Source organism: Mesoflavibacter zeaxanthinifaciens DSM 18436 (assembly GCF_000422365.1).
GTDB lineage: Bacteria > Bacteroidota > Bacteroidia > Flavobacteriales > Flavobacteriaceae > Mesoflavibacter > Mesoflavibacter zeaxanthinifaciens.
In genome coordinates, this window is the sequence record NZ_AULQ01000006.1 from 5,001 (window position 1) to 19,603 (window position 14,603).

Consider the following 14,603-nt stretch of genomic DNA (forward strand, 5'->3'; position numbering starts at 1 on the left):
TCTCTATCTACAGTGGGCGTTAGAAATTTGAGTGGATCTGACTTTAGTACGAGAGGACCGAGTTGGACGAACCTCTGGTGTATCTGTTGTTCCGCCAGGAGCATTGCAGAGTAGCTACGTTCGGAAGGGATAAGCGCTGAAAGCATATAAGCGCGAAACCCACCACAAGATGAGATTTCTTTAAAGGGTCGTGGAAGATGACCACGTTGATAGGCTATAGGTGTAAAGGCAGTAATGTCATAGCCGAGTAGTACTAATAACCCATAGGCTTATTGTACGCCTGTTTTTTTAAGAGTACAACAAAATTTTCATGAATTATTTTTCAATATGTCATTATATACGGTAAAGTAGAATATTCTACATACACCGAAAGATTTAAGGTGATTATAGCGATGGGGCTCACCTCTTACCATTCCGAACAGAGAAGTTAAGCCCATTAGCGCCGATGGTACTACATTGTGGGAGAGTAGGTCGTCGCCTTTTTTAAAGTCCTCAACATTTTTTTGTTGAGGACTTTTTTTTGTTTTTTAGTTTTTGAAAAATTAAATGAAACTACGAAGTATACTACTTTGTTTTATTACTTTCGAAGAGACTTTTAAGAATAGTATTTATACCTTTAAAAGCAAAGTAAACAGCTAAAGAGCAAATTATTATTCCTAATATTAATAATACTATATAGAACGGCTTATCTTTATTGCTTAGAATAAGGTATAAAAAAGAAGGTCCTATAAACATTAGTAATAGTGATAATCCTAATTGTTTTAACCCTTTTATTAATATTTCTTTATCTGTAGATTTAGTTTCCATTTTTATAGTTTTTTATAGCTTCTCTAACATTACCATATTTTTTTAATATATTTTGAGCAGTTTCTCGATCTATATTAAGTTCAGAGATTAGCATTTTTTCTCCTCTATCTACAAGTTTATTGTTACTTAGTTGCATATTGACCATTTTATTACCTTTCACTTTTCCTAGCTGAATCATTGTAGAGGTACTAATCATATTAAGTACAAGCTTTTGAGCTGTTCCTGCTTTCATGCGTGAACTACCTGTTACAAATTCTGGACCTACTATAACTTCTATTGGAAATTGTGCTGTAGTACTAAGCGGACTATCTGAATTACATGTTATACATCCAGTAGTTATATTGTTTGTATTACAATTTTGTAAAGCTGATATTACATAAGGTGTTGTTCCTGATGCTGCTATACCAATAACTACATCTTTTTCGTTTATATTATGTTTTAATAAATCTTCCCAACCTTGTGTTGTAGAGTCCTCTGCAAATTCTACTGCTTTTCTAATAGCTAAATCTCCGCCAGCTATTAAACCTATAACTAAATCATATGACACGCCAAATGTTGGTGGACATTCTGAAGCATCTACTATACCTAATCTACCGCTTGTTCCAGCACCGATATAAAATAATCTACCACCTTTTTTTAGTTTAATTACAATCTGTTCTACTAATTGTTCTATTTGAGGAATAGCTTTCTGTACTGCTAACGGTACAGTTTGATCTTCTTTATTAATGTTTGTGAGCAGTTGATTAATGCTCATCTTTTCTAAGTGATTATATTTAGAATCTTGTTCTGTGGTCTTTATAAATTTCATAGGTGTAAAGTTAGCTATTTTTGCGTTAGCGATAGTAGTGGTTAGCTTTTGGTGAGGCTTGCAGCGAACCAAAACTAGCAACGGATAGCGCGACCCTTGTGGTAACGCCCAATTAATTTACTGTATAATTGTATTGATAGGCTTGTGATACCCTAAAATAGCCTAACGGATAATTGTCTGGATTGGTAATATTTATACAATTACCTCTAACTGTTGCTGGTTGTGTTTCGAATGGGCCACCATCATTTTCTGAGGATTGTTGTAGTAAAAGGAACATGAAATTATAATATTGTTCAGAAATTCCGTAGTTTTTAATGATTACTTCATCACCGGATTCTAAATCTTCTTCGGTGAAAAATGCAAAAATTTGATTTCCATCTGTAAACTCGTCATCATATACTTCGTAAGTAGGAATTACTGCTATATCTGTATCAAATTGATATAAATAAAAATTTGGCTCGTTAGCAGGATCATTATAATAGGCTTTTAACTCGATATCTTCTCCAGAAAAACCGCCTTCATCATTTTGTTCTACATATTCTACAGGTGTTACGGATTTTAAATGTTCTGAACCAACATAAGTGTCTCCGTTATATTGGATTGTAAGTGTATATTCTTGGTTTATTTCAGGAATAAAATTTGTTGTTTTGTATATACCAGTATCACCGTCCTCAGTAAAAATAAAAGTATTATTATTTTGATCTGTTACACTAACTATTGCATTATTAGCTGGTGGAATTTCTGTATCAAAAAATGGAGCAGACAATGTTAATTTAATATCTTGTTCATTACCTGTTGTACCATCCAACCAATTTAGCGAAGCGTCTATTACAAGTTTTGGTTCTGTTTCTGGTAAGTCAATGTCTACAACTTCTTCACAGTTAAAAAGTAATAAAAGGGCACTTATATATATAAATTTTTTCATTAGAATTTAAAGTTATAGGTTACTGAAGGTATAATACCAAAAAGTGAAAATTTTGTAGCTTCATTAATTCCGGTTATTCTATTTTCTGAAAAACTTACTGAAGCAGCGTTGTAACGATTGTATGCATTATAAATACTAAAAGTCCAATAGTTTTGCCAACCTTTTGTCTTGTTAGGTTTTGGTGTATAATTTGCAGATATATCTAAACGATGATACGTTGGTAATCTGTTAGAATTACGATTACCGTAATTGGGTATTGTTAAACCTGCGTATTGATACTGAGATACAGGATATGTTGTAGGTTGTCCTGTTTGAAGAACAAAATTGGCATTAAAAGTCCATTTTTTATTCAATTCGTAATTACTAGTTATTGAAATATCATGAGTTTTATCAAATGCAGTATTGTACCAATTACCGTTATTTATACCTAGCTCTTCAGGTGTTCTTCCTGTTGTTTGTTGTTCTGATTTTGATAAAGTATAGGCTATCCAACCTTCTAATTTTCCGACATTTTTTTTAAAAAGAATTTCTAATCCATAAGCTCTTGCTTTTCCGTTTAAAATAACTTGTTCAATTGCATTATTAGCTATCAAATTTGCGCCGTCTATATAATCGATTCTATTTTTTATTGTTTTATAAAAACTTTCTACTTCTAAGGAGTAATCGTTATTATTAAAACTTTTAAAATATCCTACAGCTATTTGGTCTAGCAGTTGTGGTTTTACATATTTACCACTTGGTGTCCACACGTCTAAAGGTGTTGGAGAACTAGTGTTTGATAACAAGTGTAAATACTGTGTCATACGATTATAACTTGCTTTTATAGAACTATTTTTGTTTAATTGATATGCAACTGAAAATCTTGGTTCTAAATTAAAAAAGGATTTTATAACATCACTTCTGTTATAGTTTTCTGTACCTATTGGTTCTGCCTTTTCATAAATCTGTAAATCTTCATTAAAAATTACAGGTTGATCGTTTTCATAAATGTTTAATTCATCTTGACCTAAACGTAAAAAAGAACTTAGCCTTAACCCATAATTAATAGATAGTTTATCAGATAGTTCATGCTCTGCATCTAAATAAATAGCATTTTCAAATGCATATTTATCTATTAGTTTGAAAGGATTTATTCCTGAAGTTGGTGTAGAAGGTTCAATTTCTCCTGGATTAAACTTATAATATATACTGTTTAAACCATATTGAAGTTTGAAATTATTAGAAATATAATGTTTAAAATCATATTTAAAGTTGAAATTTCTAATTCCTGAATCCCAATCAAATTCAACAAAATTAAGCTTTAATCCATAATAGTAATCAGAATATATTAATGACATATTTGAAAATAACTTATCAGAAAACAAGTGATTCCATCTAAAGTTTACAACCGTATTACCGTAGGTGTTATCAAAACTATCTGCAATTCTAAATACATCACGACCAAAATATCCAGATAAATAGATATTATTTTTATCATTTAGTTTGTAGCTTAATTTGGTGTTTAAATCATAAAAGTAAGCCACGTTATCAATATCAAAAAGTGGTAAAAATAAGTGAGCATAACTACTACGTCCACCAAAAAGAAAAGAACCTTTGTCTTTTTTTAATGGTCCTTCTGCTAATAATCTACTAGCAACTAAACCAATACCTCCATTTGCATGAAACTCTTTACTATTTCCTTCCTTTTGATAAATATCTAAAACAGAAGAAACACGTCCACCGTAGCGTGATGGTATTCCTCCTTTATATAGTTTTAAATCTTTAATAGCATCAGGATTAAAAACAGAAAATAACCCGAATAAATGTGAAGAATTAAAAACAGTAGCTTCGTCTAATAAAATTAAGTTTTGGTCCGCAGCGCCACCACGTACGTTAAATCCAGAACTACCTTCTCCAGCGTTAGTGACACCAGGTAATAAAGTAATTGCTTTGATAACATCAGGTTCTCCTAAAACTACTGGTATTTTTTTTATTGTAGAAGCTTTTAACGCATTAACACTCATTTGTGGTTTTCTTATGTTTAGTCGCTCTACATTTTCTGTAATCACAACTTCTTCTAAGCTTTCAACAGATTCAGTTAAATTGAAGTTTTTAGTAATATCTTCATTTAGATTGATAGTTTCTGAAGTTTCTGCATAACCTAAATAAGAAATTATCACTTTGTAGTTACCTTTTGGTAATGTGATAGAGTAGAAGCCATACTCATTAGTAGTTGTGCCAGTATTTAATTCAGGAATAATAACATTTACGCTAATTAATGACTCGTTAGTATTGGTGTCTGTTATTTTTCCACTTAATGTGAATTTTTCTTGAGAGAATGCAGATAAGGAGATTTGAATTAAAAATGCTATGGTTAGGATTAGCTTAGAATTCATTACAATTTTTAAAGTAAAAATAAAGAAAAAGCTCCTGTAAAAGGAGCTTTTAACAATTTATTAATTTCGATAAGGGAATTTATATTTCCTTCAAAATATTATTAAATAATTCTATTGGTCTCATAGCTTGATCAGCTAATTCGTCGGTTGGTTCATAGTAACCACCAATATCAACAGATTTACCTTGTATATCATTTAAAGCTTTTATTATAGTTTTTTCTTCAGCTTTAAAAGTTAAAGCAACTGGCTCAAATTGAGCTTTTAGAGTTCTATCTTTATCTTGGTTTGCTAAAGCCTCAGCCCAGTACATTGCTAAATAAAAATGACTACCACGATTATCAATTTCTCCTGCTTTTCTAGAAGGACCTTTTTTGTTTTCTAGTAGTTTTTCTGTGGCAACATCTAACGCATCACCTAAAACTTTTGCTTTAGGATTGTTGTTAACTTCGCTAAAGTGATCTAAAGACACAGCAAGTGCTAAAAATTCTCCTAAACTATCCCAACGTAAGTGGTTTTCTTTTTCAAATTGTTGAACGTGTTTTGGTGCAGATCCACCAGCTCCAGTTTCAAATAATCCTCCACCATTCATTAACGGTACAATAGATAACATTTTTGCTGAAGTACCAAGTTCTAAAATTGGGAATAAATCTGTTAAGTAATCACGTAATACATTACCTGTTACAGAAATTGTATCTTCTCCAGCTTTTACTCTTTTTAAAGTAAACTCTGTTGCTTTGATTGGTGAAAGAATATGAATTTCTAATCCGTCTGTATCATGATCTTTTAAGTAAGCATTTACTTTTTTGATTAATTCTGCATCATGAGCTCTGTTTTCGTCTAACCAGAAAACTGCTGGCCAACCAGTAGCTTTTGCACGTGTTACAGCTAATTTTACCCAGTCTTGTATTGGTAAATCTTTTACTTGACAAGCTCTCCAGATATCTCCAGTTTCAACATCATGTGATGTTAAAACATTACCGTCTGTATCTACGATTTCAACTTTTCCGTCAGTAGATATTTCAAAAGTTTTATCATGAGAACCATATTCTTCAGCTTTTTGCGCCATTAAACCTACGTTTGGTACAGTACCCATGGTAGTTGGATCAAATGCACCATGTTCTTTACAGAAGTTTATAGTAGCTGTGTAAATACCAGCATAACTGCTATCTGGTATTACAGCTTTAGTATCTTGTTGTTTCCCTTCTTTGTTCCACATTTGTCCAGAAGTACGTATCATTGCAGGCATAGATGCATCAATAATAACATCACTTGGTACGTGTAAGTTAGTAATACCTCTATCACTATCTACCATTGCTAAATCTGGATTGTTGTTATATGCAGCCTCAATATCTTCTAAAATAGTATTTTGCTCTGCTTCTGGTAACTCTTGTAAGTTACTTATTAAGTTACCAAAGCCATTATTAACGTCAACACCAATTTTTTCAAAAGTTTCTGCATGCTTAGCAAAAACATCTTTAAAGAATACGCGTACAGCATGACCAAAAATAATTGGGTCTGACACCTTCATCATTGTAGCTTTCATGTGTAAAGAAAACAATACACCTTGTTCTTTAGCGTCTTTTACTTGCTCTTCTAAAAAGGTTAATAAAGCTTTTTTACTCATTACTGTTGCATCCATAATTTCACCTTCTAAAAGGTTTAAATTATCTTTTAAAACAGTAACATTACCGTTGTTGTCAGTATGTTGTATTTTTACAGTAGTTGCTTTATCTAAAGTTACCGATTGCTCGTTGTGTGCAAAATCACCATGAGACATTGTCGCTACATGAGATTTAGAATCTTTTGACCATGCACCCATAGAATGTGGATTTTTCTTAGCGTAATTTTTTACTGCTTTTGGCGCACGTCTATCAGAGTTTCCTTCACGTAAAACAGGGTTAACAGCACTACCTTTTATTTTGTCATAACGTTGTTTAGCATCTTTCTCTTCTTCTGTTGTAGCTTCTTCAGGATAATCTGGTACAGCGTAACCTTTAGCTTGTAGCTCTTTAATTGCAGCTCTTAATTGAGGTATTGAAGCACTAATATTAGGTAGTTTAATAATGTTAGCTTCTGGTGTTTTTGCTAATTCTCCTAAAAAGGCTAAGTCATCAGATACACGTTGTTCTTCTGTTAAAACATCAGGAAAAACAGCTAAGATCCTAGCTGCTAAAGAGATATCTCTTGTTTCAATCTCTATACCAGAAGAAGCTGTAAAAGATTTAACAATCGGTAAAAAAGAACGCGTTGCTAATGCTGGCGCTTCATCTGTAATTGTATATATAATTTTTGGTGAATTTGACATATAATTAAATTGAATGTTAGTTATTTTTTTAGCTTGACGAATATACGAAAAACAAGAGGTTTTTTAAAGTGAAAATTGGCACTTAACGTTTTATTATAATGATGATATTTAGAAGATTATAAAATTACGAATTTGATAAAATATGATTAAAATTTTAAGAAATCACAATTTTATAAGTATCAAGAAGTCCTGAAATTTGATCTTTTGAAAATTTAGCGCCTTTTATTTTGTTTCTTTCTGGGTTAATACTGTAATTTATTGCTTTACTAAAGTCTGCTTGCTCTAAGTTTGTTTGTTCAAAAACAGCATTTTTAAAATTACAAGTATCAAACGTAGTTTTAGTAAAATTAGCTTCGGTTAAGTCTACTTGATCAAATACACAGTTTTTAAATTTACTCGAGACTAATTTGATTTTATAAAAAGAAGAAAAGTTTAAAACACAATCTGTAAAACTTGCAGAAAATAAAAGCTTATTACAGTCAGAAAATAAAATACCTAACATTTTACTGTCTAAAAACGTTACATCTTTAAACGTAGCATCTTTAACTTTAATATTACTTAGATTACAACCTTCAAAAACGCAGTCTAAAAAACTAAAAGCCGATAGAAAACTGTTTTCAAAATTACAGTTAATAAATGTGCAGTTATCATATTCTGCTCTTTGTAATGCTTGAGAAGTAAAATCTTTGTTTTTATAAACGGTATCTGCGATAAAGGGTAGAGGCATTGTACTTTTATTTATGCTGTAAGATAAGAAACCTAAAAAAACAAAAGCCATAACATAATAGAATTAACTATTGTTGCTATGGCTTTCTTGAATTAACACTTTGGTGATGACCTATTTAACTTTCATTAAATCGATCCAAAACTTTCGTTTTACATCTTTTCGGTTCACGCACTTGTCAAATCAATAGTACATTTGGGTAACTTTCAAAATGTGTTGACTTGTTACAAAATGTACATAGTAATTGTTTTTCTGGATGATTTACTCTTTTAATTTCAATTTTCATGAAATTACCATTGTAAAACATTGTTTTGTTCTTCTTAAAGTAGCTATTGCTACTTAAGATTACTTAAAACTTTCAATTTTATTAGTTCCTTTCTGCTTTCACATAAAGCACTTTTTAAAATCTCTTAATTTTACAATTTACACGACTACACATGTAATTTTCAAAAACCTCAAAAAACAATACAACTAAATCAAATTCATTTTATCGAAACCAATAATTAATATTGTTATTAATTGTTTTACTAAGATAAGTCTTTTTATTAGTTTTTTATAGTTTTTAACTATTTAAATATCAACCGTTTATGAACCATGGTTATTAACAAAAGTTAATAACTAAAAAAGCCTAAACGATTAAGTTTAGGCTTTTTATATATGATTTGAAGTGGTAAATTATTTTCTTCTAGCTTCTTTAATTCTAGCTTTTTTACCTGTAAGACCTCTAAAGTAAAAGATTCTTGCTCTTCTAACTTTACCTCTTTTATTAACTTCAATTTTTTGTAATGCAGGTAAGTTAACAGGGAAGATACGCTCTACACCAACTGTTCCTGACATTTTTCTAATTGTAAAAGTTTCTGAAGTACCAGTACCTCTTCTTTGTAATACTACACCTCTAAAGAACTGAGTTCTTACTTTTTCTCCTTCTCTAATTTCGTAGTAAACTGTAATTGTGTCACCAGCTGAAAATTCTGGTAAGTCTTTTCTTGTTACAAATTCGTCTTGTACAAATTTTATTAAAGATTCCATCTTTATTTATGTTTAAGTGTTTGATTCAGAACAACATTCACGTATTTCGCCAGAGGTTAATCCGAAATTGGGTGCAAATATAAGCAAAAAGTTAATTGATAAAAGTAAAAGTTTAAAAAATGTTTGTTGACGAAGACGGTTTTTAAGTTATCGATACATTTTGTTTGTACTTCAAAAAATACTCGAACAGACCAAATTATTCATCTAATAAATCTGGTCTTCTTTCTTTTGTGCGTTTATAAGCTTGTTCTTCTCGCCATTTTTCAATTTTTGGAAAATTACCGCTAAATAATACTTCTGGTACTTTATGTCCGTTGTAATCTCGAGGTCTTGTATAAATTGGTGGCGCTAATAAATTATCTTGAAAACTATCTGTTAACGCCGAAGTTTCGTTACCTAAAACACCTGGTATTAATCGTATTACAGCATCACAAAGTACAGCAGCACCAAGTTCTCCGCCAGATAGAACATAATCGCCAATAGATATTTCTTTGGTAACAAACATATCGCGTACGCGTTGGTCTACACCTTTATAATGTCCGCAAAGGATAATGATATTTTCTTTTAATGATAAGGTGTTGGCAATACCTTGATTTAAGGTTTCGCCATCTGGTGTCATATAAATAACCTCGTCATAGTGACGTTGCGATTTTAATTTGCTTATACATTTATCTATAGGTTCTATAAGCATTACCATACCTGCGCCGCCACCAAATTGATAATCGTCAATGGTTTTGTAGTTATCTGTAGTATAATCTCTTAAATTATGAAAATGTACTTCTACCAAATCTGCTTCAATAGCACGTTTTAAAATGGATGCTTCAAACGGACTTTTAAGTAACTCTGGTAAAACAGTGATGATATCTATTCTCATGGCTTTGCTTTATTGGGTTGCAAAGATAGATTAAAAGTTTGGAAAGTAATATCTCTATTAATTTAGTTACCTAGAACATCATTCTACATATTCATCAAATTCATATTTTACATCCCAAGTTCCATTTACATTTTGATAGATTCTGCTCATACCACCAGAACCAAGCCTAATTCTAACATATGCTAAGTTTAGCTCTCTATTAAATATTGGTTTTGTTATACTTAAATAAGAAAAATAATTTTTCATGTTTTCCTTTTTGTAATAATTTGAAGCTATTTTATTAATTGAGTCCCATTTAATATTATTAGAATAATATTTTTCAATATCAATAACGTTAAATCCTTTGTTGGATAATTGATTAAAGCTAAACCTTTTGTTGTCTATAAATTGTTGTTTAACAAATTCAATATCATTAATATTTAGAGTATCTGAAATATATTGTGAAAGGTTAATTGATTTGTTTTTATTTATTGGGTCAATAGGTAAACTTGGAGGAACAACTATTGTAAAATTTGAAACTAATTCTCTTTTATCATTTAGTAGTTTAGATTCAGTAGTATCTGATAGTATTTGTACTAAAAAATCAATTTTAAATTTATTACTTATTAAATCGGTGTTATTTTTCTTTTTACAAGAAATAATTTGATTAAAAATCAAAATAAATAATAGAAAGTGTATCTTTTTCAAAATAGAGAATAATTATTGTTTGATGTTACACAATATTTCTTTAAAAATTCAATACATCAATCCATTTTAAAAGATACATGATTAAAAAGGTAAACGCTGCACTAACAAAAATGGTGCTTTGCCAAAAGTAAAGTTTGTTATTCCAAAGGTGAAGCCATTTTTCGCCAAACGAAGTTTTGACATAACTTTTTAAGAACACAGAATACGCAAAACCTATTGCCGAAAAAATGACTAAAGCTAGTATTACAATTAAAGATTTTTCCATAACTGAAACTTTAATTAGTTACGATAATTCTGTAACTAGTTTGTACTAAGTTACTTTAAAAGCTTAACAATTTCAAATATATTTTAAAAACTAAGAGTTTTGAATGAAGAATTATTGATAACTCAACCCAATTTGTGCTTTAATTAAGTCTAATAAATCAATTAATTCGGTGCTTTTTTGAAAACTCATAATTGGACTTTCTTTTTTATTAGTTCTGATTAATTGATTAAAATGCTCTATTTCAAAATTGTAACCAATAGAGTTGTAGTTAAAATCAAGTGTTTTTTCTTCACCGTTATTAGATTTTAATGTTACTGTTGTTGGCTCATGAAACCTTGAGTTTATTTTAATTACACCAGTTTCGCAGGTAAAAATTGCTTCTGTGTTAGTTTTTTCAACTAAAGTAGATTTTAAACGGGCAATTGCTTCATCATAATAAAAAATCATATTACAAGTAGCGTCTGCACCATTATCAAAAAAAGTAGCTTTTGCTTCGGTCTTTTTAGGAATACCAAGTGTTGTAAGTGCACTAAATATTGGGTAAATACCAATATCTAAAAGACTACCGCCACCAAGAGTTTTATTGTATACTCTTCCTGAAGGATCTAAACTAGCTTTAAAACCAAAATCTGCTTCTAGTTTTAAGATGTTTCCAAAGTGTTTTTGTTCTAATAATTCTAAAACCTTTTGATAATGTGGTAAGAAGTATGTCCACAAAGCTTCCATTAAAAGCGTATTGTTTTCTTTGGCAGCATTTATCATGTTTTCTACTTCAAAACGGTTTAAAGCTAATGGCTTTTCACAAAGTACAGGAATGTTGTTTTGTAAACACATAAGTGTGTTTTCTTTGTGTAGACTATGTGGTGTAGCAATGTAAATGGCGTCTATTTTAGGGTCACTTAACAATTCTTCATAATTACCATAAGCCATTGTGGCTTGGTGTTTTTTAGCAAAGGTTTCGGCTTTTTCTAATGTTCTTGAAGCTACTGCGTAAATCTTGCTATTGCTTACTTTTTGCATATCTGTCGCAAATTTTTCAGCAATTTTTCCAAGACCTATAATTCCCCAATGTATGGTTTGTTCTTTATGCATAATTCATTTCATTTTTCATTAAAGTCTGAATGACAAAAGCGATAACCATAACAATTAAACAGCCAACAAAGTTTAACCATAAAAATGGCAAGTTGATAATTTCAAATTGATTTAAAAAGAATAAACCAATGACTAAAACTTGTGTGATTAATGCTGCAATAAACACAGCGTTTGCTTTAATAAATTTGAAGAAAAACGCTAATAAGAAGATACCAAGAACATTACCGTAAAAAATAGAACCGATAATGTTTACTAACTGAATTAAATTTTCGGCAAGATTGGCAACGCAGGCTACACCAATTGCTAAAATTCCCCAAAGTAAAGTAAAACCTTTAGAGGCTTTTACCATTTCGTCTTCAGATTTTTCTCCAACACGTTGTTTGTATAAATCTATGGTTGTTGTACTTGCTAAAGCGTTAAGTTCGCTAGCGGTACTAGACATTGCTGCGCTTAAAATTACCGCTAATAATAATCCGATTAATCCTTTTGGTAAATTGTTTAATATAAAGTGAATAAATACGTAATCCTTATCATTACTTTCTACTTTTAAATTCTTTGATTCGCCAGCTTTTTCAATTAGTTTTTGGGCTTCGTTTCTTAACGCATCACTTTTAGTGTTATATTCTGAAATAGTCTTGGCAGTTACATTATTTTCAGTTTTTACATAATTGAAAATAGCTTGTTGTTTTTCAGCAAATAATTCGTTTTGTTGCTTTTGAAGCGTTTGATAGTCTTGAGAATATTCGCTGTTTAAAACAACTTCGGTTGCTGTTGGATTAAAATTTATAGGCGATTCGTTAAACTGATAAAAGACAAAAACCATAACACCAACTAACAGAATAAAAAACTGCATTGGCACTTTTAAAAGTCCGTTAAACAGTAAACCTAATTGCATTTCTTTTACAGATTTACCTGATAAATAGCGTTGTACTTGGCTTTGATCGGTCCCAAAATAAGATAACATTAAAAAGGTACCACCAATTAATCCACTCCAAACGGTGTATCTGTTATTTAAATCGAAAGAAAAGTCTAAAACATCCATTTTACCGCTTGCACCAGCTATTTGAAGCGCTTTAGAAAATGTAATATCATTAGGAAGTTGATTAATAATTAAAACAAACGCAATGATCATTCCTGTAAAAATTACAACCATTTGGTGTTTTTGAGTAACGTTTACAGCTTTTGTTCCGCCAGAAACGGTGTAAATAATTACCAAAACGCCAATGATGATGTTTAGGAGTAGTAAATTCCAGCCTAAAACAGCCGATAGAATAATTGCAGGAGCAAAAATGGTAATTCCTGCAGCCAAACCACGTTGAATTAAAAATAAAATCGCAGTAAGTGTTCTGGTTTTTTTATCAAAACGGTTTTCTAAAAACTCGTAAGCCGTATAGACTTTTAATCTGTGATATAACGGGATAAACACCATACAAATCACGACCATTGCAATTGGCAATCCGAAGTAAAATTGTACAAATCCCATACCCGAATGGAATGCTTGTCCTGGCGTACTTAAAAACGTAATTGCGCTGGCTTGTGTTGCCATAACCGATAAACCTATTGTCCACCAAGGTGTTGTATTACCGCCTTTTAAGTAATCTTGTACATTTTTACTGCCTTTAGTTTGGTACGTACCATAAATAACTATGATTAGTAATGTACTTATTAAAATAACCCAATCTAATGTTTGCATTTTTTAAAAATATAACGTGATTAAATAAAAAGCGATTAAATATAAAATATTAGCCAATAGTACTAAGGTGTACATTGGTTTCCATTGGTATTTTGGTTGGTTTTGCATTTTTAGTTTGTTAATGTTAAAGAAACAGCAAGTTCACTGTATTTATCTTTATAATTTTTTATAGATTGATTGGTGTTTTTAAATGTTTTCATCCATTTGCCTCTATAAACCATAGCATATTTATTAGTGTCTTTTGCAACAGCACCAAACATAGGTTCAAAAGCAGTGTTCTTTTTCTTTATTCCTTTAGATATATAAGAATATTCTCTTTTATTAGATTCTATTATTAACCATTCAACTACAACGATTAATCCTTTTTTAGGAAATCTAATGTTTAAATCTGAAATATCAATAGTTGTTGTTTTCTTTCCTTTTTTTACTGAAGAGATTATGTTTTTATCATAAACAGAATTTCCGATAAAATTTAAACTATCGTATTCGTACAATCTAATATTGAATTTAGCATTTTCGATTTCTGAATTTGTTAAAAAAGCAAATTCCTTTATAAAAGGTGTGTCTGAGTATTTATCTTCATTAGGAAAGTATTTTCCAACCATCGATGGTGTTTTACCTGAGCCATAATAAAAATGAATTTTTGATTTTTTGAATTTATCAATAACTATTTTTTTAGACTCTTTCTTTTTAGTTAAAACAACTTCTTCTAAAACTGTAGTTTCAGGTTTAAGATAAATTATGTTTTTTATTTGGCTAATTTGAACTGTTTCTCTTTTGTATCCAATAGCAGAAAAAACTATGTTTTTTGTTGAATCGGTTTCATTTATAATAAATTCTCCATAATCATTAGATGTAGTACCGTTATTTTCATTTTCAACCCAAATGTTAACATAAGGAACAGTTTTAGAAGTGTTACTATCTATAACAACAGCTTTTGTTTGACTGTATCCAGCACTTATTTTAATAACAAAAAAGAATAGTATTAAAATACTTTTTTTCATTTAAAATGTTTTTGA

General features: G+C 30.4%; 13 protein-coding genes and 2 rRNA genes (1 of these 15 only partly in view). 2 read left to right on the forward strand and 13 right to left on the reverse strand.

The window, feature by feature from the left end:
• Positions 1-277 (forward strand): 23S ribosomal RNA (locus tag H574_RS0105980); it begins 2,543 nt to the left of the window's first position.
• A gap of 99 nt (positions 278-376) precedes the next feature.
• Positions 377-483, forward strand: a 5S ribosomal RNA gene (gene rrf / locus H574_RS0105985).
• An 81-nt stretch (positions 484-564) separates the two neighbouring features.
• Here rrf and H574_RS14685 read toward each other — a convergent pair.
• The 13 genes from H574_RS14685 to H574_RS0106050 form a co-directional block, all read right to left on the reverse strand.
• Positions 565-807, reverse strand: coding sequence for a DUF6095 family protein (locus tag H574_RS14685; RefSeq protein WP_027879695.1), 243 nt, complete (start codon positions 805-807; stop codon positions 565-567).
• Complete coding sequence (gene murQ, locus H574_RS0105995; RefSeq protein ID WP_027879696.1) at positions 797-1,615, reverse strand: N-acetylmuramic acid 6-phosphate etherase; 819 nt, start codon at positions 1,613-1,615, stop codon at positions 797-799. The genes H574_RS14685 and murQ overlap by 11 nt, the downstream gene beginning before the upstream one ends.
• Positions 1,616-1,727: 112 nt before the next feature.
• Positions 1,728-2,540, reverse strand: coding sequence for a DUF4249 domain-containing protein (locus H574_RS0106000; RefSeq protein ID WP_027879697.1), 813 nt, complete (start codon positions 2,538-2,540; stop codon positions 1,728-1,730).
• Positions 2,540-4,915: a TonB-dependent receptor gene (locus H574_RS0106005; RefSeq protein WP_027879698.1), complete on the reverse strand. Its 2,376-nt coding sequence runs from the start codon at positions 4,913-4,915 to the stop codon at positions 2,540-2,542. The genes H574_RS0106000 and H574_RS0106005 overlap by 1 nt, the downstream gene beginning before the upstream one ends.
• 79 nt (positions 4,916-4,994) lie before the next feature.
• Complete coding sequence (locus H574_RS0106010) at positions 4,995-7,220, reverse strand: NADP-dependent isocitrate dehydrogenase (protein WP_027879699.1); 2,226 nt, start codon at positions 7,218-7,220, stop codon at positions 4,995-4,997.
• 154 nt (positions 7,221-7,374) lie between these two features.
• Positions 7,375-7,998: a pentapeptide repeat-containing protein gene (locus tag H574_RS0106015; protein ID WP_240471254.1), complete on the reverse strand. Its 624-nt coding sequence runs from the start codon at positions 7,996-7,998 to the stop codon at positions 7,375-7,377.
• Positions 7,999-8,619: 621 nt separating this feature from the next.
• A complete protein-coding gene (rplS, locus tag H574_RS0106020; RefSeq protein WP_027879701.1) occupies positions 8,620-8,973 on the reverse strand; it encodes a 50S ribosomal protein L19 in 354 nt (117 codons plus the stop codon).
• Between the two features lie 196 nt (positions 8,974-9,169).
• Positions 9,170-9,847, reverse strand: a complete 678-nt coding sequence (gene trmD / locus H574_RS0106025) for a tRNA (guanosine(37)-N1)-methyltransferase TrmD (protein ID WP_027879702.1) — start codon at positions 9,845-9,847, stop codon at positions 9,170-9,172.
• Positions 9,848-9,925: 78 nt separating this feature from the next.
• The gene (locus tag H574_RS0106030; protein ID WP_155912600.1) at positions 9,926-10,534 is read right to left on the reverse strand and encodes a hypothetical protein; all 609 of its coding nucleotides are present in this window, start codon (positions 10,532-10,534) and stop codon (positions 9,926-9,928) included.
• Between the two features lie 40 nt (positions 10,535-10,574).
• Positions 10,575-10,799, reverse strand: coding sequence for a hypothetical protein (locus H574_RS0106035; RefSeq protein ID WP_036227210.1), 225 nt, complete (start codon positions 10,797-10,799; stop codon positions 10,575-10,577).
• A 111-nt stretch (positions 10,800-10,910) separates the two neighbouring features.
• On the reverse strand, positions 10,911-11,891 hold the full coding sequence (locus H574_RS0106040; RefSeq protein ID WP_027879705.1) for a Gfo/Idh/MocA family protein: 981 nt from the start codon (positions 11,889-11,891) through the stop codon (positions 10,911-10,913).
• Complete coding sequence (locus H574_RS0106045; protein WP_027879706.1) at positions 11,884-13,584, reverse strand: sodium:solute symporter family protein; 1,701 nt, start codon at positions 13,582-13,584, stop codon at positions 11,884-11,886. Before H574_RS0106045 ends, H574_RS0106040 begins: the two co-directional genes overlap by 8 nt.
• Before the next feature lie 110 nt (positions 13,585-13,694).
• Positions 13,695-14,588, reverse strand: a complete 894-nt coding sequence (locus H574_RS0106050; RefSeq protein WP_027879707.1) for a carboxypeptidase-like regulatory domain-containing protein — start codon at positions 14,586-14,588, stop codon at positions 13,695-13,697.
• Between the last annotated feature and the right edge of the window lie 15 nt (positions 14,589-14,603).